This window comes from Streptomyces sp. NPDC058001 (assembly GCF_042886315.1).
Classification (GTDB): domain Bacteria; phylum Actinomycetota; class Actinomycetes; order Streptomycetales; family Streptomycetaceae; genus Streptomyces.
In genome coordinates this window covers 141,094-160,556 of record NZ_JBHVQT010000019.1, presented here as the reverse complement: position 1 = coordinate 160,556, position 19,463 = coordinate 141,094, and the positions used below count along the sequence as shown (strand labels likewise).

Below are 19,463 nucleotides of genomic sequence, written 5' to 3'. Positions count from 1 at the left end.
CGCTCCCTCAACCCCGAAAGATCATCGTGTCCAACGGCCACGGTCCTCGCAACTCCCACAGATCGCGGGTGTTGCGAGGACCATTAGAACCCAAGGTGTCGGGGGCCCGCCGTCGTTGGCGCTCACACGCTGTGACTGGGCATCCGGCTTGGCGAGTTGAGCAGCCTCGGCAGTACCGCTGTTCGTGTTGGTTTCGAATGGTCCCGCTCACGTACGACGCCCGCGCGAACGCGACACCGAGCGCGCCGGCCGGGGGGAGGGGGCAGCCGGAGGGTCGCCGGCCGGAGGGTCACCAGTATGCGCTGTCGTCCCAGGACCGGAAGTCCGCGAACTCAACGGGGTCGTCGTCCTCGTCCAGCGTGGCGAGCCCGTGCGTCACCAGCGTGCCGCGCTGCCAGTCGAGGAGGGTGTCGATCAGGCCGTCCTCCAGGATGGGGCCCTGGTGCGCGTGGCGGGGCCAGACGATCAGTGGCCAGGTGTCGGGATCCCCACCCTTGGTGAGCCAGCCGAGGTAGTCACCGTCGATGGAGTTGGCGAACGGGAGGAAGCCGCCGTGTTCGGGCCAGGTGGCCAGCGGGTACCACTGCGCGTGGCCGTCCTTGAGCTGCCGGTAGGCGTCCGCGGTGTCCTCGATGTGCGTGAGGAAACGCCGCTCGCCGGTCCGCAGCGGGGTGTGGAAACGCAGCCACCCGCTCCAGATGCCGGCGCCGTACTCGTTCATCAGCTGCACGTACTCCGCGGGCAGCCGTGTGCCCAGCTCGGCGAACAGCCGCTCCCAGGAGCCGTCACCGAGGTACGGCTGCTGGGGCGGGGGCGACAGCAGCCGCAGCGCCTCCAGCCCGGTGCCGGTCTTGAGCGCGACACGACGCTCGGCCTCGGTGAGCCGGGGCGGGACCGGCGTCGGAGGGGTCCACGGCCCGGCGTCGGGAAGGAAGGCGGTCCGCGCGACGGTGCCGGGCAGCGGGCCCAGTAGCGGGCCGGGAGGAGAGGGGAGTTCCCAGGTGTCGCGGACGGTGTGCCGCAGATAGCCGGTGAGCGTGAGGCCGTACCGGTGCCAGGGGAGCAGGCCGCTGCCCGGTACCGCACCCGAGTGCCGCACCACCACGGTCCACGCGTCGGGGTCGTCGGAGGCCGAGGTGTCCCAGAACAGCACGTCGCTACCCCGGGTGCAGCCCCAGGCCAGCAGACCGCCGGGCTCGGGGTGGAGCACGGGCCGCTCGGCCCCCGGCAGCTCCCGCGCCGCGATCCCCGCCTCCCGGTGCGTCGCGCGCAGCCACTCACCGTAGTCGAAGCGGTTCCGCTGGACGCACGGCACATGGATCCACAGGTACTCACCGAAGTCCAGCGGCCCGTACCGGTCGGCCAGCTGCTTGTAGTCGGCCGGCAGCCGCAGCCCGAGCCAGTCTTCGACAGCCCCCCAGTCGACGGGCACAGGAGAGGACGGGCGTTCCGCGGAGGGGGCAGTGAACGTGCTTATGTCCGAGGTCAATTGACGTCCTTCCGAGCGTGCGCGATGTGCCCGGTGATTCTTCCCTCTCCGCGGGCCGGGCGGAAATCGGACAGCGGCAGGTGCGCCGGACGGGTCGGGCCGGCGCGCAGGCAGGCGCCCAGCTCACCCGAGCCGTCGACGCCGCCCGCTCCAGTCGCCGACTCACGCGCTCACTCGCCGACTCAAGCGCTCAGTGTGCGACACGAAAGTCGCTCCAGGTAAGTAAGGACAGCCACGTGAAGGAGGTATCGATCGGCTGAACTCCGGGCCACTGTCCTAGGCCCGTCCGCGCGCTCCCACGCGTCGCTGGCAACGGCGGGGTGTGAAGCGGAGCGGTCAAGCCCAAGAGCACCTCGGTCATCGGGGGGCAACAGGCGAGGGGAAGGCTGGACGGGCGAACGCAAGTGAACTCTTGATGATGCCCCGTGACTTTGAGACCGCGTCGATGGCGTGTTGGCGGCGGTCACAGGACCCGGTGCTGGCACCAAGCGACCTTCGGGCAACTGAGCCCGGAGGGAGGACACCACTGGTCCCGGGGTAGAGGGGGCGCCCACCCCAGCCGCGTCTTACTGGTGCGGAACGTGGAAACCCCGACGGGGTCCAAGCCAATGGCTTGGTAGGCCGACCGCAAGGAAGGCTGAAGTCCCCGGTGGGAGAAGGAAGATCCAAGAAGCGAAGGCCGGCGGGCCGAAAGGCCGGAGGAAACCGGGAGTTGGGACCTTCACCCGCTCTCGCATGACTCGCCGGATACGGGCCTCGGTGGCCCGGCCCGAAAGGGCGCCCACGTGGATCAGGTGAGCCTTTGAAGTCACTATTGCAAGGAAGCCGGAACCGAGGGACAAGTTAGACACCGGAGGCGAACATGAAGATCACGGCACCTGTCGTGACGTCCTCGCCCGTGGTGAACGGACCCGAGGACGAATTACTCGACGGGCACGGCATCGACTGGGCCACCTGCGAGGAAAACGTACGGCGGCTGAGGCAGAGGATCTTCAAGGCAACGCAGGAAGAGGACTGGAAGAATGTGACGAGGATTCTTGGTTGGCACAAAAGAGGGATGGTTGACACCGGTCAGACGTTCGATCCGCGAGGTGCGGAACCTGAGGTCTGCTGGAGAGGAGCGGCTGACCGTTTGCTCCAGTGCTGCGGATCCGCGGCGTGCATGCCTGTTCGTCCGCGCCGGCGGTGATCGCGTCGATGCCGATCTCCGTGGGTTTCTGTTGGTCGCCGGCCTGGGCCGGCGCGGCAGCGCAGCGTTCTATTAACTCCCTTGCCGGGACCCAGGGTTACGGTGCGACGTGCGTGCGTGGGAGTCGTGAAGAGTTCCCGCATGGTCTGGGGGTTCGGTCACGGGAACGGAAAGATCCGGGGGGCTTTCTCGGCGCTCGCGAACAGGTCGGGCGCCGCTCCATGAGATGGGAGACCGATCAACGATGTTCACTCCGGTGCGGAGCAGAATACGGACGGCCGTGCTCGCGCTCTCGGCCATTACAGCCCTCGCCTTAGGCGCGACCGCCACGACCGGCGCGGCGGCGGCCCCCGCTCCCGCGAAACAGGGACCAACCTCGGTGGCGTACGTCGAGGTGAACAACAACAGCATGCTGAACGTCGGCAAGTACACCCTCGCCAACGGCGGCGGCAACGTCTTCGACGTCGCAGTGATCTTCGCGGCGAACATCAACTACAACACGGGCACGAAGGCGGCGACCCTGTACTTCAACGAGAACGTGCAACGCGTCCTCGACAACGCCGCCACGCAGATACGGCCGTTGCAGCAGAAGGGCATCAAGGTCGTCCTCTCGGTGCTCGGCAACCACCAGGGCGCGGGCTTCGCCAACTTCCCGTCCCAGCAGGCGGCTTCGACGTTCGCGAAACAACTGTCGAACACCGTGGCCAAATACGGCCTCGACGGCATCGACTTCGACGACGAGTACGCCGATTACGGCAACAACGGCACCGGCCAGCCCAACGCCAGCTCGTTCGTGTACCTGGTGTCGGCACTGCGTGCCAACATGCCGGACAAGATCATCAGCCTCTACAACATCGGTCCGGCCGCGTCGCGCCTGTCCTACGGCGGCGTCGACGTCTCGTCCAAGTTCGACTACGCCTGGAACCCGTACTACGGCACCTGGCAGGTCCCCGGCATCGCACTGCCCAAGTCGAAGCTGTCGCCGGCGGCCGTCGAGATCGGCGGAACCTCACAAAGCACGGCCGCCAACCTCGCCCGCCGCACGGTCAGTGAGGGGTACGGCGTCTATCTGACGTACAACCTCGACGGCGCCGATCGCAGCGCCGATGTCTCCGCGTTCACCAGGGAGCTGTACGGCAGTGATGCCCACTACACGCCGTAGGCCGACCACACTCTCCGGCGTCCGGTACCCCCTCGGGGCGTGCTATATCCCGTAGGGCCGCGCCTCGGGCAGGCCGCGCTTTCGACAACGATGTCGGAGGCGCCGTCGCCACAGGTACTGTGACCCGCGCTGTACCAAAGTGCCAACTATCTCCCTGATTCTGTGCTTCCGGCCGCGGAGCTGGTTGGCATCAGTGCAGGTCACGAACGTCGCCCGACGTCAACTAGCAATCTTCGTCACAACGTCCCGACCGTCCGGGCCGACCCAACGACCTGTCAGCGTCGCCGGGTCGAGGACGACCCTCGCCGCTGGAAGGACGACTGCTTCGGGGTAGGGCCTCATCCGGGTGACACCCCACGACACTGCTGTCTCGCTCATGTCAGCCTCCCGTCACCTCTGAACTCCGGCGCACAGTGTGTCGCCTTACCGAGATCCTTCGGTAGAGGGCATTCGGTCCGTCAACCGGCTGTGGCGAAGCGGTGTTGACCGGGAACTCATTTCCAGGGACGCTCTGCACCCTGGCCTACACCGACACCCGTGGTGGACACGGCAGCGATGACCTGACCGTGACAGCGAACAGAGGCCACGCGCCCGTTGGCTGCTGGTGACTGCCCCAACACGACGGCCTGGTTGTCCATCCGCCCAGCCCGCGGCCTGTTGCCGCTTGGCGAACAAAGACGTGGCGTGGTCCTCCTCAAATCCCCTGAGGAGGACCAGATTTCAACATCCAAGTCAGCGACGGCGACCTCGACACAGTTGCCTTCTGGACCGCTGCTGTAGGACGAATTGACCCAGGCGCTCTCGGGCACCAGGTCAATAGACTCGTTCGCTGGTGTGTTAATGGCTACGACTTCCGTTCTTCCTGGAACTTCCGTGCTTCCTTCAGGATGCGCGACGTCTCGTTGGGGCCGAGAGCCGCAGCCCGCAGAGCTTCAAACCTGCGGGAGAACTTTCCGGAGCAATTCGTACGCGGTGGTGCACTCAAACGAGTACGTGGACACCCGGGCCCGCCACGACGCCGTCGACATGCTCGTGGACGCCGGTGTCCTCACCACGCTGGAGAAGGCGGTCGAGGAGGAGAAGGCACGCGCGAAAAGGGCCGGGCGGTGGCGGATGCCGAACCTCTCGGCCCGGCTCGCGCGACAGCCTCAGCGGAAAGGGGTCACCTCTGCGACGACCGGTGCTGCCGCCTCCTGTCCTTCGTTTCACACCCGGGCCAGTGCGCCGCAGCCTCGGTCACCGCCGTCCCGGCTGGCATGAAGTTCTGCGGCTCCCTGCTCTGGATCCGCAGCTCTGCCTCACCGGGTGATCTCACCCAGCAGGCCCTAGCGGCCGATCTTGTCCAACTCGGCGAGTTCCTCGTCGGAGAGCGAGAGCCCCGTACCGGCGGCGTTCTCGCGCAGGTGTACCACTGACGAGGTGCCGGGAATGAGCAGGATGTTCGGCGACCGGTGCAGCAGCCAGGCCAGGGCGACCGACATCGGCGTCGCGTCCAGCCGGGTGGCCACGGCAGAAAGCGCCGTGGACTGCAGCGGGGTGAAGCCGCCGAGCGGGAAGAAGGGCACGTAGGCGATGCCCTTGTCGGCGAGTTCGTCAATCAGCTCGTCGTCCTGGCGGTGGGCGAGGTTGTACATGTTCTGCACACACACGATCGGCGCGATCGCCTGCGCCTCGGCGACCTGTTCCGCCGTCGCGTTGCTCACTCCCAGATGCCGGATCAGGTCTTGCTGCTGGAGTTCGACAAGAGCCTCGAAGGGCTCGGCGAGCGAGCCGGGCCGAGGGCCCTGAGCGTCGCCGAGCCGGAGGTTGACCACATCAAGCACATCGAGGCCGAGGTCCTCAAGGTTCTCGTGGACAGCGCGGCGCAGGTCCTCGGGCTGCCGGGCGGGTGGCCAGCCGCCCTGCTCATCGCGGACCGCGCCGACCTTGGTCACGATGTGCAGCGATTCGGGGTAGGGGTGCAGTGCTTCACGGATCAGCTGATTGGTGACGCGCGGCCCATAGGCGCCGGAGGTGTCGATGTGGGTGATCCCGAGGTCGGCGGCCTCACGCAGGATGGTGAGTGCGCCGACGCGGTCGGCAGGCGGGCCCATGACCCCAGGGCCGGCGAGCTGCATGGCGCCGTAGCCGAAGCGGGTGACGGTCAGATCGCCCAGGGGCCAGGTGCCGCCGGGGAGTGACGCAGAGAGTGTGTTCATGGCTGTGTCTTTCCTGCTGAGCCGGATGCTTCATGGGCTGCGTGTCACGTGGTCCGCCGCTCGTCGACGGCACCTCGTCCGCGCCGACTACCGGCGCGGATCTCGCTTCGCCCGTGCCGTTGATGTTCGCTCGCCGACCAGCGGCGCATCCAATACCCACACGGCGCCGGTGATACCCGGAAGGTATCACCGGGGGTATGCTGTCGCCATGGACATCTTGGAGACCCGCGAGCTGAGGTACTTCCTGGCCGTGGCCGAGGAACTGCACTTCGGCCGTGCCGCCGAGCGCCTCGGCATGGCACAGCCACCGCTGTCCCGGGCGATCCAGCGGCTCGAGCGGCGCCTCGGTGTCTCCCTGCTGACACGCAACCGTCGCGGAGTCGCCCTGACTGGCGCCGGGGAGATGCTGTTGTACGAGGGCCGCGCGGCCCTCGATGCGATCACCGCCGCCGCCCGCCGCGCCCGCCGCGCCGGTGGCGCTGACGACCCGAGAGGCCCCCGCAACCGCCTGGTGCTGGCGGTGAAGGCCGCCGCGTCCCACGAGTTGCTGCACAAGCTCCTCGACGCCTACGCGGCCGAGCCGGACGCCGCCGAGATCGACGTGCTGCCGAGCGGTACATGCGAGCAGGAAGAGATGCTGCGCGATGGCCGGGCTGACGTGGCGCTCATGCACAAGCCGTTCAACTCCCTCGCTGGGTTCGACAGCGAGGAACTGGTGACCGAGGGGCAGATCGCCATCCTGCCCGCCGGGCACCCCCTCGCCGCGCACAAGACTCTGTCCCTGGCCGACGTCAGCGACATCCCCGATCTTCCGCTCGCCCGTTGGTCCCGTGACGGCACCTACCCACCCGGTCCGGGCCCCGAGATCCACGATCAGACGCAGCTGGCCCAGCTGATCGCCCTCGGACGCACCGTGGCCGTCTTCCCCGACTCCGCCCGCGCCTGGCTGTGGGCCGAGCACACCGCCGTCCCCCTGACCGACGCACCCCCCGTCGTCACTCACATCGCCTGGCCCGCGCACAGCCGCTCTCTCGCCCTCGCGGGGCTGGTCCGCACAGCCACACGGCTATGACCCTCTCGTGCCTTCCCACCGCGCCGTCACCCTGATGACCCGCCGCCTGACCGTCGGACCCCACACTTCACTGCCGCCCGCCCATGGGCGCGTGCGCTGCCGACCTTCATGCCGGCAGAAGGCGTGCCGCGCTGGTCACGGGACGGGCGGGTCGGCGCGGCGTCACGGCCCCGGCCTGCGAGACATGCCCCCGGACTCTTCTGGGCTGCTGACCAGCACGTACACCGTGAACAAGATGGTCACGACCACGACGAGCCGATGATGCCGTACGGCAGTGCCGCGTCACTCGTCGTCGGTGGCGTCCCTGTCGCGCAGCGGGCGCAGACCGCCGGGCAGGTCGGGGAGCTGGCAGGAATACCGGCCGAGCTCGGCACGCACGGCATGTTGTGCGTGCTGCGTGCCGTGACGCTGGGCTTGGGGGGATGGGATGGGTCCTCTGGCCGTTGAGGAGTGAGGAGTGCCCCTGTGTGCGAGCCGGAAATGCTGAGAGAGCAAGAGTTGGAGCCCGAGGTGGACTTCCACGGCATGTGTCTGCAGGACGCTGAGTCCACCCAGCTCGCGTATCCAGAGGGTCGTGTCATGGACGAGGGGGTGTTCGTCACTGCTCACCCCGGCCGGGTTGATATCGAGAGTGCCGGTCACACCCGGCCGTGATGACGGCCCAGATCTGGGACTGCGAGCCGCCCGCCGACGCGAGCCGCGTGTGGGATCTGCGGGCCGACACCGTCATCCACTCGGGGACGGGGGTTTTGCGGGTTTGGGCCGTTTGGCATCCGGCCCGATTCCCGACGAGATCGAACTGGGCGGCCCCGGCGCGGACTGGCATGTGCGGGTCTACTGCACGGGCGGTGAGGACGTGACCCGCATCGTCGAAGACGAGGGGGTCGCCGAGAGGCCCGAGCAGTACCTCATCCAGTTCGCACGCAGCGCCTCAGCGGTGGCGTCGGCGGTGTCGATGCGCTCGGCAACACCGAGCAGGACCAGCCTGTTGGCGTTGCCGAACTGGTCGGCGGCCTGCGGCACGCAGAGCATCGGGGTGCCGGTGGCCAGGCCCTCTTGGGCGCCGCCAGCCGCGGCGTGGGTGACACGCCGGGCAGCGCACCGAAGGCGAGCGCGCAGGCGCGGTAGAAGCCGGGCTGCTTGGTGAAGTTGGAGCCGAGCGAGACCAGCGCGACCCGCTTGCCCCCGGCCGCGGCCGGGCGCCGCCAGACGCCCTGGCAGGCGCCAACGAAGCTGTACCGGCGGGTATCCACCCGGTCGGCGTACGGCTGGAGGGCCGGGGGAATGAGGACGAGCAACGGGGGGCGGCCCATGAAGGTGTCCGGGTCGCTGCCCGCGAGGCCGTTCGCGGCGAGCCAGGAGTGCCAGCGCGCGTAGTAGGCGCGGCCGCGCGCGGAGGACTTCAGCTCCCGCGCCAGTTGCGCGCCGATGTCCTCCTCGTACCCTCCCAGGGCACCAGATTGGGGGAGACCTACACGTAGGGCACGCCCCAACGGTGCGCGAGGGCCTGTGCTGCCCAGCCGGAGATGTCGCTGAGCACCAGGTCGGGGACGTCCTCCCGGTACAGCGCGGCGAGCTGCGGGAGCGCCTGCACCGCGTCTCGCAGGAACAGCTCGGAGAGGTCGAGCCGGGTCTCGCCCCACGCCTCCGGGTCGTCCGCGGGCCAAGGACGTCTGTGAAGCCCTCGGCCACGAACTGCTGCCGAAGAACGTCGAAGGCACCCGCGCCAAGCTGAAACGCCTGGTCAGACTCGGAATCCTCACCGAGGCCGACACCGGCAACTTCGCCAGGAAGCAATAGCCGACAGAACTCCACCAGCGTCCTTGCCCCCACCTCAGCCAGAAACGGACATCGCCTTACGAACCGGCCACTTACAGTCCCGCCACAGGAAGCCCTCGAACTCCGCAACGCACGCCTCCGCGGCATGGCGACGGACATCGGAGGCGCTGAATGAGTCCCCGTCCTCGACCTGTCATTCCTCGGATGGGGCGTGCAGCTCGTGAAGGCCGTCTGCTTGCAGCAGTCGTGCCGTGTGCTGGAGGTGCTCGCGGAGCAGGAGTGCGGCGCGCTCGGCATCCCGGTCGACGCACGCCTCAAGGAGTGCCCGGTGTTCGGTTGCACCGTCGCGGTCCGGTTTCCGCTGGAGTGAAACCGACCACAGCTGGTAAAGGCCCGCCTCCTCGCGAAGACTCCGGGCCACCTGCAAGATGCGTCGGTTCGGGCACCCTGCGATCAGGGCGAAATGGAACTCGGTGTGAACTCGCGCCCACTCGTCCGTTGGGCGGCTGGGCTGTTCAGATGAGGTGAAGGGTGTCCGGGCAAGCAGGTGATGTGCGGCGACCGCGTTGGCCTCCCACTGCCGGTCGCCCTTCTCGATCGACATGCGCAGAGCCATGCACTCCAGCTCCACGCGTGCAGCCGTGAGATCCTCAAGATCTTCGAGGGACAGCGGTGTCACCATGTAGCCAAAATTGGGCTGCGAGCGGACGAGTCCCTCTGATGTCAGTCGGGTCAGTGCCTCGCGCGCGGCACCTACCGAAGTTTTGTAATCCTCACAAATCTGATGGAACTTCAGACGTTCACCAGGGCGGAACCGTCCCCCTAGGATGTCGTCCCTCAGCCTCTGATGCACAGCGGCCGCGCGTGTCGCCGATCGACCTTCTTTCGCCATGGTCCATGATTTTACCTGGCTTATGGGCAAGCTGCGGCGACTTTCGAAACCTTAGTGCATATCGACTAAATGGGGACATGTAAGCACGTTTCCCTCGCTGTACTCAGGCTCGCCTGTCTGCCGAGGACTCGGCGCGCCCTTCGGCGGGCCATCACGTGTGGTTGGCCGCGTAACCGGCACCTAGGTCCAGGCTGCCGCCGAAGACATAGCGAGCCTTGCCTGAGGCCAGGAACACCGCAGCTTGTGCGATGTCCTCTGGTGGTAGGCCGCGACAGGCATGTGGTGCAACCCCAGCGACATGACCTTGCGGTCCACGTCGGCGTCGGTCGGGTGCACCCCAATCGCGGCTTTCCTAATCCGCCATGCCCTGCACGCCGTGGCGAGCGGCACCGGAGGCGATGGCGATGATCCGTCCGGACTTGCGTTCCAGCATGTGGGGCGCTAGTGCTGGATTCCTCATTGGATGTACGGATATCGGCGTCGTAGTTGGCGGGTGGACGGGGCTGGTCGACCCCGGATCCGGGGTGTGGCTCGGGCGTTGAGTTGGCGGGTGGCCAGGGCGGTGGCCTGCGTGATGTCGTCGGGGTTGGCCAAGGACCGTCCGGCCAGGGCGGTCTTGGGGAAGATCCGCCACCGACCTTCCTGCAGGTTCAGCCGGCACGCGCCGACCGGGATGAGCGTGTGGTGGATCCGGGGGTGGTCTTCCAGCCAGGTCCGGGTGGACGGGCTGTTGTGGGAGGAAAGGGTTGTCGGTGGCGATCCAGATCTCGCCGGTCGGGTTGGCGTCCTCGACCAGTTGCAGGAACTGCTGGTAGGAGACGCTGTTGCGGGAGGATGTGGCCATGGTGATCTGCCGGCAGTCCCGGACACGCAAGGCCCCGTAGACCCGGGTCTTCTCGGGCCCGCGGCTGTAGTCGATCTCGGACTTGATCCGATGCCCGTCCGGTGACCAGCCTGGCGCGGGCGCGAAAGTGCGCGGGATCACCGGCCCCAGCTCGTCGGCGCAGATGACCGTCGCGCCGTCGGGCGGCTGGGTGTAAAGGCCGATGATCCGCGTCCTTTTCCCGTGAAGTCGGGGTCCTTCGAGCGGGTCCAGGAGCGAGTGCGGCGCCGGCGCACGCCCGCGGCGATCAGGATCCCTGCGGACCTGGGAGCGACCGACCTCGATGCCCAGCTGCCGCGCCCGGGCAGCCAGGGAGTCCGGTGTCCACTCGGCCGGCCCTGACTCGTCGGCCGCCCACAGATCCCGGCCGGGCTGCACCTCCAGCCTGCCTGGCGGCACCTGTTTGACCAGGGCGATGATCCGGGATCGCTCGGCTTCGGTGATCCGCCGCTTGCGGCCCTGCCCGCCCAGATCTTCCAGCCCCTCCAGCCCGAAGCGGTTGAAGCGGTGCAGCCAACGCCGCACCGTCTTCTGGCCGCAGCCCAGCTCCTGCGCGATCGCCGGCACCCGCAGCCCTGCCCAGCTCAGCTCGACCATCCGTGCCCGCATCACCGCATCCCGCGGCGCCTTGCGGGCCCGCGACAGCCGACGCACCACTGCCTGCTCATCCTCATCACGGCTTGGCCGTGCCCGTAACACCACCGACCAGCACCCGCCCCCGAGCACCCGAACCACCCCGCCATCAGGGCATATACCCACGGAAAGAGGAATCCAGCACCAGAAGGGCCACCGCCTGGTCGTGCGCAACGGCTACCACCAGCCGCGCACGGTCACCACGGCGGCCGGGGCGGTCGAGGTGAAGGCGTCGCGGGTGAACGGTTCTCCTCGACGATCCTGCCGCCCTGGTGCCGCAAGTCCCCCAAGATCAGCTAGGTGCTGCCGCTGTTCTACCTGCACGGCCTGTCCTCCGGCGACTTCGTACCGACGCTGGAGCAGTTCCTGGGCTCGGCGGCCGGTCTGTCGCCCGCGAGCGCGACCCGGCTCACCCCGGCAGTGGCAGGCCGCGCTAACTTTCGAAAATTACATTGACATGCTCGCATGGGGAGCGTATGAACATATCAGTAGAGCGGAGCCGCCGCTCTCCCAACGACGGGAGAAGCAGTTGACGATGGGACGGCAGGCCGCCCGTGCCTCCGGTGCGGACCAGGCTCCCTCGGCCGGGACGCCCGCCGGTGTGATGCTCGGAGTCAGAGCGGTTTCCTCGATGGAGCCGGCGTTGCTCCAGGTCGAGGACATCCCGGTACCGAGCATCGACGGTCCGGACCAAGTACTGATCGAAGTTCGTGCCGCCGCGGTGAATCGAAGTGACGCACTCGCCTGCCGCGGAATCCTGCCGGGGCCGTTCCCTCGCGTTCTCGGGCGAGCCTTCGCCGGCGTTGTAGTCGCGGGCACGCGCGAGCTCCTGGGCCGTTCCGTCTGGGGAGCGGGTGGCGAGATCGGCCTGTCCTGCGACGGCGCCTACGCCCAGTACCTCGCGTCGTCGAGAACAGCGGTGACCCCGATGCCGGCAGGGCTGTCTTTCGCCGAGGCCGCAGCCTCCGCGCTGTCCTACCTCACTGCCGCTGCCGCGCTACGGCTGGCTGGTCCGGTCGGACGCGAGTCGACGGTGATCGTGACCGGTGCCGTGGGAGGAGTCGGAGCGGCCGCCGCTGATGTGGCCCGCTGGCGCGGCGCACGACGCGTGATCGGCGTCGTCAAAGGGGCCGACGAACTCAGCCTGGCAGTTGCCGCCGGAATCGCCAGGGTGATCGACGCTGATCTGTCACTGGGAGATCGTCTTGTGGACGCGGCAGGACCGACAGGCGCCACATCCGCCGTCGACGTCGTGGGTGGCCCCCTGACGGCGGACATCACCCGCGCCATGGGCGCGCGCGGCAAGATCTGCGTGCTCAGCAGCCCGCCGCAGGACTCAGTCGCCGCCATCGATCTGCTGGATTTCTACCGCAAGGAACTGCACCTGCTCGGCCTGCACACCGGCCGACTGACTCCGGCGTCGGCAGCCGCCCGGCTGCGCGAACTCGCCCCCGGTTTCGGGGACGGCAGTCTTCGGCCAACGCCTGTCTACGCCACCTACTCCCTGGGAGAGGTAGCACAGGCGTTCGCCGCGGCCGAGCGTGGCGTACGCGGACGGCCGGTTCTGCTTCCCCACGGTCCAACCGGTGCCGACACCGTCGGCACCGGCACCAAATGATCGGAGATCCATGCGTTTCGCCAACCACGATGGCCGAGCCACCATCGTCCTGAACGACACCACGGGCATCGACGTCGAATCGGCCAGCAAAGGCAAGTTCGGGTCCAACCCCGCGTCGGTCTACGGCGTCTGGGACGTTTTCGTCGACTGGGCAGCCACTGTGAACCCCACGGACAGCGTCCTGACACTCCATCGGTCGCGCCTGGGAGCCCCCTCCCCGGAACCTCGGCAGATCTTCGCGATCGGCCTGAACTACCGCGACCACGCGGCGGAGTCCGGGTTCGACCTTCCGGACCGGCTGCCCCCGGTCTTCACCAAGTTCCAGTCGTCGCTGACAGGACCCGACACGACCGTCACGCTTCCAGCCAGCGGGAACACGGACTGGGAAGTGGAACTCGTCGTCGTGATCGGGCGGGAAACCAAGAGGGTCGGTAAGGCCGAAGCCTGGGGCAGCGTTGCGGGACTCGCCGTCGGACAGGACCTCTCGGAACGAATCTCTCAGCTGCAGGGGCCCGCACCGCAGTTCAGCTTCGGCAAGTCGTACGCGGGTTTCGCACCGGTCGGCCCGTGGTTGGTCACGCCGGACGAGCTGTCCGATCCGGACGACCTTGAGCTCGGCTGCGCGATCGACGGCGACGTGGTCCAGCGAGGCCGCACCAGTGACCTGATCTTCGACGTGCCGGAGCTGATCTCATTGCTGTCGCATGGCGTGACCCTCTATCCCGGCGATCTGATCTTCACCGGCACACCCGCGGGAGTCGGACTCGCCCGTCAACCGCAGCGTTACCTCCAGCCCGGGGAGGAACTCCGTAGCTGGGTCGAAGGCATCGGCGAGATCCGTCAGTTCTTCACCGCCGATCGCTGAACTGCCCACACTACATCGCAAGGAGGAAAGACCATGACGACGAGCGAACACCCCGCTGACACCGGCAACCTTCTCGAGGTCGATGTATCGACTCTGAGCCGCGAGGAGCTTATTGCGCACAATCTCCGGGTCGTCGAGGCGCATTTCCACAACGAGAACCCGGAAAGTGTCGACAAAGCGATCGCGCTTTACACCGACGACATCGTTTGGGAAGCACCGTTCCGTGGTCAGGTGTACAAAGACGCTGCCACCGTGAAAGAAGCCTACCTAGCGATTTTCGAGACATTGCATTTCAACCGGACCACGACGCTTCGCCGCTTCGCCACCGAGGACTACGTCTTCGACGACCAGATCTGCGACCTCACCGTGGTCGGGGACGGAATGCCGAACCTCGGGTTCAAGCCCGGTGACCGGGTGAGCATGCGCCTCGTTCATTGCTTCGAGATGCGCGGTGGCCGGATCGCGCGGGAGATCGCATACGAGATGTCCCGGGAGTTCCGCGGTCCCCGCGATGTCGACGACATTCCTGAAGGAGCTGTCGTCACCGACTACCCCGACGGCCCGCACCACGGGCAGTGGTGAGATCGGCTCCGTCACCCGTTCAGCCACGCTCCGCCTTCAGGGAGAAATTAGCAGTTATCTCGTCAAGCTGACTGCTCTGGGCGAGCCCTCGAACCTGAGGGCTCGCCGGCCTGACGGCGATCCATTCAGCTATCACACAGGGAAACCACGGAGAACGCCTTGAACGTCGCCCACCTGCTCGTCGACGGCAGCCGCCGCGCCGGCGGCGCCGACGCCCTTGTCTTCGGGGGCCGCAGGACCAGTTACCCCGAACTTGTCGATCGGGTAGCAAGAGTGGCGGCCGGATTGCGCCGGCTCGGTCTGCGGCCTGGTGATCGGGTCGCGCTGCTCCTGCCCAACCGGCCCGAACTCGTCGAGATGCTCTGGGCGTGTTTCTGGGGCGGATTCGTCGCGGTCCCGCTGAACTGGCACCTCCACCCCGACGAGATCGCCTACGTGGTGGAGCAAAGCGGCGCCGCGGCGATCCTCGTGTCGGCGGAGACTTCTGCCGCGGCGGACATGCTTCCGCCGCAGGTCCGGATTATTCGCGCCACGGCCGCCGAGGGGACGAACGCGAGCACCGCGTATTCAGCCGTACCCGCCGCTCGGCCGCTCGACATGGCGGCCGTCAACAACGCGGATCCAGCATGGCTGTTCTACACCTCCGGCACCACCGGCAGGCCCAAAGGTGCCACGTTGAGTCACCGCAACCTGGCTGCGATGACCGCCGCCTACCACGCCGATATAGATCCGGTTGCTCCCGGCAGTTCTTTCCTGCATGCTGCCCCGCTCACCCACGGCAGCGGCCTCTACCTCCTCCCCGCGATCGGCCGCGGGGCGACGAACGTGATCTCGCCTTCCGGCAACTTCTCGCCAGGCGACTATCTCGGGCAGATCGAGAGGCACAAGATCACACACGCGGCGTTCCTCGCGCCGACAATGTTGAACAGGATCGTGCGCAACCCTCAGTTCGCAAAGTACGATTTGTCGGGCCTGCGTAGCATCGTCGTCGGCGGCGCCCCTCTCTACCAGGAGGACTTGCGCGCCGCGGTGAACGCTTTCGGACCAATCATCACCCAGATGTACGGTCAGGGAGAGGCTCCCATGACCATCACGGTGATGCCCCCTGGGGACGCCCTCGCTCATCCCGGCTCCTGTGGCCGCCCCTTCGGTGGAATAGACCTCCGCATCGTCGCGCAGGACGGTTCTCCCGTCCCCGATGGAAGTGACGGTGAGGTCATCGTCCGGGGCGCCGTGGTCATGAACGGCTACTGGAAGAACCCGAAAGCCACTGCGGAGACTCTCGTGGACGGTTGGCTGCACACCGGTGATATCGGTCATCTCGACCCGGATGACGGGTACCTCTACCTGACCGACCGTGCGAAGGACGTCATCATCACGGGCGGTTCCAATGTCTATCCGCGCGAGGTCGAAGAGGTCCTGCTCACCCATCCGGCAGTGCGTGAAGTCGCGGTTGTCGGAGTTCCAGACAGCGAGTGGGGAGAGTCCGTCGTCGCTTTCGTCGTAGCGGACCAAACCCTAGGCGCAGATGAGCTCGTCGAGCTCTGCAAAGCGCACCTCGCTTCGTTCAAGAAGCCGAGGTCGGTTGTCTTCGTCGACGATCTGCCAAAGAACGCCACCGGAAAGATTGTCAAAAGGCAACTCCGCCAGGAGACACACTCACCGAGTGGATCACGACCGCCCGGGCCATCGACCTGCCTCACCTGCGCAGCTTCACCAACGGTCTCGAAATCGACCGGCCCGCCGTAAACGCCGGCCTCACCCTGCCCTACCACAACGGCCGCACCGAAGGCGTCAACACCCGCACCAAGAGAACCATGAGACAGATGCACGGACGCGCAGGATTCGACCTCCTCCGCCACCGCATACTCCTGCCCTGCCGTGCACCCAGCGTCACCACCGACTATGGCCCAGAGCCGAACGTCTTACACTCCCGGGTCACCCCGGGCTGAGGAGCCACCGTGGCGCCCGCCGTCCCCGTGCCGCCCTGGAAACCCCTGTGCTCGCCGCGGAGCTATTTTCGAAAGTAGCATTGACATGCTACTAGCGAGTGATTATAAACAAATCTAGCTGTGGCAGAACGGCCTGTCACCCCGACGGCGGGAGAGCTTCGTGATGACCCGACGAGACGCGGTCTGTTCCAGTTGTCGGGGACTCGTCGAGGTGGTGGAGGCCGGACGACGGGGCACCAGTCCTCGAGCAGCTCACCCGGGCAGTGGGTGCGGAGGGTGCGACCGCGGCGGTGGACACGGTCGGCGGTGCGCTCACCTGGTAATTCTCAACGCGATGGGAGTTCGTGGCCGGGTCTGCCTGATCAGCATCCCACCGCACGCGGCGGTAGCCGGTGTCGACCTCCTCGCGTTCTATCGCAAGGAACTGCACCTCGTTGGTTTGCATACAGGCCGGATGACCGCGGCCGAAGCGGCAGGCGTCCTCCGGGAACTGGAGCCTGGATTCTCGGACGGACGTTGCGTCCAGCCTCGGTGTTCGCGACTTATCCGCTGGAGCGGGCCGCCGATGCGTACACGGCAGTTGAGCAAGGGGCGCACGGCCGACCGGTTCTGCTGCCCCAGAAACCTTGAACGTTCCGTGTGGTCCCTCGCCATCGACCGGCTGTCAGAACCTTTCCTTCAGCGGCGATCGGCCGACGCCGGAACCCTGTTGCCCCTCTGCACACCAAACAACGGAAGCTGAACAATGCCGTCAAGATTGTTGCTCAAGAACGGATTCGTCCTGACCCTCGACCCGGCACTGGGCGATCTGCCCCGCGCTGACGTACTCGTCGAGGACGGGAAGATCGCTCAGATCGGTCCGGATCTCCCCGTGACAGACGCGGAAACCCTCGACGCCGCGGGAACTGTCGTCGTCCCGGGGTTCGTCGACACCCATCGGCACATGTGGGAGACCGTGCTGCGCGGCGTACTGCCGGCGTGCACGCTGGACGGATACCTCGCCCAGGTGATCGGTGCCATCGGCCCCGCCTACCGCCCCGAGGACGTCTACACCGGGAACCTGCTCGGCGCGCTTGAGGCCCTCAACGCGGGCATCACCACGATCGTGGACTGGTCGCATTGCAACAACACGCCCGAGCACGCGGACGCCGGCATCACAGCGTTGCGCGCAGCCGGTATCCGTGCGATGTACGCCCACGGGACGCCGGCGGGTGGCGAATGGTGGGCCTACAGCGAACTCGGCCATCCAGCGGACGCCCGCCGTATCCGCGAGCAGTACTTCTCATCGGAGGACGACCTCCTTACGTTCGCCCTTGCCGTCCGCGGGCCAGGAGTGAGCCGCCCCGAGGTGTGCGTGCATGACTGGCGGCTTGCTCGCGAGCTGGAAGCCAGGATCTCCGTCCACGTCGGGATGCGGATCACGGGCGTGCACGGGCAGGCGATCGCCGAGCTCGACCGCGCAGGGTTGCTCGGCCCGGACACCACCTACGTCCACGCCAACACCAGTACCGACGACGAGCTCGCAATGATCAAACGCACCGGTGGTTCTGCCTCGGTCGCTCCGTACGTCGAGATGCTCATGGGGCACGGCCACCCACCGATCACGCGAATGCTGGAGCAAGGGGTGACGCCCTCGCTGAGCATCGACGTGGCCACCTCGGTCCCCGGCGATATGTTCACCCAGATGCGGACCGCGCTCGCCCAAGGCCGCATCTCCTCGTTCGGCGACGATGTCGATGTCGCATTCGCGCCGGCACTCACCCATGCGGACGTGCTCGGCTTCGCGACACGTGCCGGTGCCCATGCCTGCGGACTGGCCGATCGCATCGGGACCCTGGCTCCCGGTAAGGACGCGGACATCGTCTTGATCCGGGCGGATGACATCAACACGATGCCCTTGGTCGACCCCGTCGCCACTGTGGTGACCAGTGCCGACACGGCCAACGTCGACACGGTGATCGTCCGCGGCGAGATCCGCAAGCGGGCCGGCAAGCTCGTCGGGGTCGACCTCGCCCGGCTCCGGGCCGACGCGGAGCGCTCCCGTGACCACGTGCTGCGTTCGAGCGGCATGACTCCGTCCTGGCTGCCGCAAAACTGAACGATTCTCTTTGCCAATCCACAACTTGGAGGACGAGACCGTGAAATTCGCAGTGGCACTACCACAGTCCAACCGCGTCGGGGACACTGCCGCGATCCGCGATGTCGCCCAGGCCGCCGAGGAACTCGGGTTCTGGGCCGTGTCGATGCAGGACCACATCGTCTTCGATGGCGTGTGGCTCGGCTGCGGTGCCGAGGACGACGAAGGCCGAAATGACCGTCGAACCGTGTTCGAGCAGCTCACCACGTTCGGCTACGTCGCCGGGATCACCTCCACGATCCGGCTGCTGACCAGCGTCATGCTGCTGCCGGTGCGCGAGACCATCCTTGCGGCCAAACAGATCGCCACGCTCGACCAGCTCTCCGGCGGGCGGATGCTCCTGGGAATCGGTGTCGGGCTGTCCGGCACCGACCGTGACCCGCAGGTCCTCAAAACGCTCTCCCGCAATGCCACGGTGGAGATGGCCGCGCTCGGCGTGGACGTGACAAAACGTGGCCGGCTCGCCGACGAGCAACTCGCGGCGCTCAGACGGATTTGGACCGACGACAGCGCTTCCTACGATGGGAAGTTGGTTCGCTTCAAGGAAATCGAGGTATTCCCCAAGCCGGCACAGGCCGGGGGGCCGCCGATCCTGATCGCCGGTAACACGCCCGCCGCATTGCGGCGTACGGCCCGGGGCGGCTACTCGTGGCTGCCCAACCACGCCACCCCCGATGAGGTCGCCGGCGGCCTGGCCGCGCTCGCCGAATCGGGGCACCGGCCACCGGAGTGCGTACTCGACCTGTTCTGGCGCATGGACGACACCACCGCGGCAGCGCGGGCGGCCTGCCGGGGCACCCTGGAGAACGCCTTCGGTGACCACCTGCCGGTCCGCAACCTGGTCGGCACACCGGACGAGATCGCCGCACGGTGCCGGGAGTATCGCGACGCCGGGGTCAGCATGATCGAGATGAAGCCGGTCTTCCGCTCGGTCAAGGAGCTCATCGGGATGATGGAGACCCTGATGACCGAGGTCGCGCCGACGGTTTGAGCAATCGCTCCGCAGATCAGG

The 19,463-nt window shown here is 67.1% G+C and carries 14 protein-coding genes and 3 pseudogenes; 11 read left to right on the top strand and 6 right to left on the bottom strand.

Annotated elements, in window-relative coordinates:
• Positions 1–289 precede the first annotated feature (289 nt).
• Positions 290–1,432, bottom strand: coding sequence for an SMI1/KNR4 family protein (locus ACFVT5_RS38390; protein ID WP_389898024.1), 1,143 nt, complete (start codon positions 1,430–1,432; stop codon positions 290–292).
• A 919-nt stretch (positions 1,433–2,351) separates the two neighbouring features.
• Here ACFVT5_RS38390 and ACFVT5_RS38385 point away from each other — a divergent pair.
• A complete protein-coding gene (locus tag ACFVT5_RS38385) occupies positions 2,352–2,678 on the top strand; it encodes a reverse transcriptase N-terminal domain-containing protein (RefSeq protein WP_389898021.1) in 327 nt (108 codons plus the stop codon).
• Positions 2,679–2,922: 244 nt separating this feature from the next.
• Positions 2,923–3,840, top strand: coding sequence for an endo-beta-N-acetylglucosaminidase H (locus ACFVT5_RS38380; RefSeq protein WP_389898018.1), 918 nt, complete (start codon positions 2,923–2,925; stop codon positions 3,838–3,840).
• Between the two features lie 219 nt (positions 3,841–4,059).
• Here the strand turns inward: ACFVT5_RS38380 and tgmA are convergent, their stop codons facing one another.
• Both tgmA and ACFVT5_RS38370 read right to left on the bottom strand, forming a co-directional pair.
• Complete coding sequence (gene tgmA / locus ACFVT5_RS38375) at positions 4,060–4,218, bottom strand: putative ATP-grasp-modified RiPP (protein WP_389898016.1); 159 nt, start codon at positions 4,216–4,218, stop codon at positions 4,060–4,062.
• A 947-nt stretch (positions 4,219–5,165) separates the two neighbouring features.
• On the bottom strand, positions 5,166–6,038 hold the full coding sequence (locus tag ACFVT5_RS38370; RefSeq protein ID WP_389898014.1) for an aldo/keto reductase family oxidoreductase: 873 nt from the start codon (positions 6,036–6,038) through the stop codon (positions 5,166–5,168).
• Positions 6,039–6,246: 208 nt separating this feature from the next.
• On the opposite strand from ACFVT5_RS38370, the gene ACFVT5_RS38365 reads away from it, so the two are divergent.
• Complete coding sequence (locus ACFVT5_RS38365) at positions 6,247–7,110, top strand: LysR family transcriptional regulator (protein WP_389898011.1); 864 nt, start codon at positions 6,247–6,249, stop codon at positions 7,108–7,110.
• Positions 7,111–8,031: 921 nt separating this feature from the next.
• Here ACFVT5_RS38365 and ACFVT5_RS38360 read toward each other — a convergent pair.
• The 3 genes and pseudogenes from ACFVT5_RS38360 to ACFVT5_RS38350 all read right to left on the bottom strand — a co-directional run.
• Positions 8,032–8,779: pseudogene (locus ACFVT5_RS38360) on the bottom strand (glycosyl transferase); the annotation flags it as partial.
• Positions 8,780–9,082: 303 nt separating this feature from the next.
• Positions 9,083–9,781 (bottom strand): GntR family transcriptional regulator, encoded by a 699-nt coding sequence (locus tag ACFVT5_RS38355; protein ID WP_389898008.1) that lies wholly within the window; start codon positions 9,779–9,781, stop codon positions 9,083–9,085.
• Between the two features lie 352 nt (positions 9,782–10,133).
• Positions 10,134–11,321 carry a helix-turn-helix domain-containing protein gene (locus ACFVT5_RS38350; RefSeq protein ID WP_389898005.1) on the bottom strand — a complete coding sequence of 396 codons (1,188 nt, stop codon included), beginning with the start codon at positions 11,319–11,321 and terminating at the stop codon, positions 10,134–10,136.
• 121 nt (positions 11,322–11,442) lie between these two features.
• Here ACFVT5_RS38350 and ACFVT5_RS38345 point away from each other — a divergent pair.
• The 8 genes and pseudogenes from ACFVT5_RS38345 to ACFVT5_RS38310 form a co-directional block, all read left to right on the top strand.
• Positions 11,443–11,711: pseudogene (locus ACFVT5_RS38345) on the top strand (transposase); the annotation flags it as partial.
• Positions 11,712–11,832: 121 nt separating this feature from the next.
• A complete protein-coding gene (locus ACFVT5_RS38340) occupies positions 11,833–12,915 on the top strand; it encodes a zinc-binding alcohol dehydrogenase family protein (protein ID WP_389898003.1) in 1,083 nt (360 codons plus the stop codon).
• A gap of 10 nt (positions 12,916–12,925) precedes the next feature.
• Positions 12,926–13,780: a fumarylacetoacetate hydrolase family protein gene (locus tag ACFVT5_RS38335; protein ID WP_389898000.1), complete on the top strand. Its 855-nt coding sequence runs from the start codon at positions 12,926–12,928 to the stop codon at positions 13,778–13,780.
• A gap of 33 nt (positions 13,781–13,813) precedes the next feature.
• Positions 13,814–14,362, top strand: coding sequence for a nuclear transport factor 2 family protein (locus tag ACFVT5_RS38330; protein WP_389897997.1), 549 nt, complete (start codon positions 13,814–13,816; stop codon positions 14,360–14,362).
• Positions 14,363–14,521: 159 nt separating this feature from the next.
• On the top strand, positions 14,522–16,111 hold the full coding sequence (locus ACFVT5_RS38325; protein WP_389897994.1) for a class I adenylate-forming enzyme family protein: 1,590 nt from the start codon (positions 14,522–14,524) through the stop codon (positions 16,109–16,111).
• Positions 16,021–16,236: pseudogene (locus tag ACFVT5_RS38320) on the top strand (transposase); the annotation flags it as partial. The gene ACFVT5_RS38325 and the pseudogene ACFVT5_RS38320, both read left to right, overlap by 91 nt.
• Before the next feature lie 823 nt (positions 16,237–17,059).
• On the top strand, positions 17,060–18,412 hold the full coding sequence (locus tag ACFVT5_RS38315; protein ID WP_389897992.1) for an amidohydrolase family protein: 1,353 nt from the start codon (positions 17,060–17,062) through the stop codon (positions 18,410–18,412).
• Positions 18,413–18,437: 25 nt separating this feature from the next.
• A complete protein-coding gene (locus ACFVT5_RS38310) occupies positions 18,438–19,442 on the top strand; it encodes a TIGR03619 family F420-dependent LLM class oxidoreductase (RefSeq protein WP_389897989.1) in 1,005 nt (334 codons plus the stop codon).
• Positions 19,443–19,463: the final 21 nt, after the last annotated feature.

Excerpts from the sequence above, each read along its gene's own strand:
- ACFVT5_RS38385 (WP_389898021.1), top strand. The coding sequence starts at position 2,352 with ATGAAGATCACGGCACCTGTCGTGACGTCCTCGCCCGTGGTGAACGGA.
- ACFVT5_RS38380 (WP_389898018.1), top strand. The coding sequence starts at position 2,923 with ATGTTCACTCCGGTGCGGAGCAGAATACGGACGGCCGTGCTCGCGCTC.
- tgmA (WP_389898016.1), bottom strand. The coding sequence starts at position 4,218 with ATGAGCGAGACAGCAGTGTCGTGGGGTGTCACCCGGATGAGGCCCTAC.
- ACFVT5_RS38370 (WP_389898014.1), bottom strand. The coding sequence starts at position 6,038 with ATGAACACACTCTCTGCGTCACTCCCCGGCGGCACCTGGCCCCTGGGC.
- ACFVT5_RS38365 (WP_389898011.1), top strand. The coding sequence starts at position 6,247 with ATGGACATCTTGGAGACCCGCGAGCTGAGGTACTTCCTGGCCGTGGCC.
- ACFVT5_RS38355 (WP_389898008.1), bottom strand. The coding sequence starts at position 9,781 with ATGGCGAAAGAAGGTCGATCGGCGACACGCGCGGCCGCTGTGCATCAG.
- ACFVT5_RS38340 (WP_389898003.1), top strand. The coding sequence starts at position 11,833 with ATGGGACGGCAGGCCGCCCGTGCCTCCGGTGCGGACCAGGCTCCCTCG.
- ACFVT5_RS38335 (WP_389898000.1), top strand. The coding sequence starts at position 12,926 with ATGCGTTTCGCCAACCACGATGGCCGAGCCACCATCGTCCTGAACGAC.
- ACFVT5_RS38330 (WP_389897997.1), top strand. The coding sequence starts at position 13,814 with ATGACGACGAGCGAACACCCCGCTGACACCGGCAACCTTCTCGAGGTC.
- ACFVT5_RS38315 (WP_389897992.1), top strand. The coding sequence starts at position 17,060 with ATGCCGTCAAGATTGTTGCTCAAGAACGGATTCGTCCTGACCCTCGAC.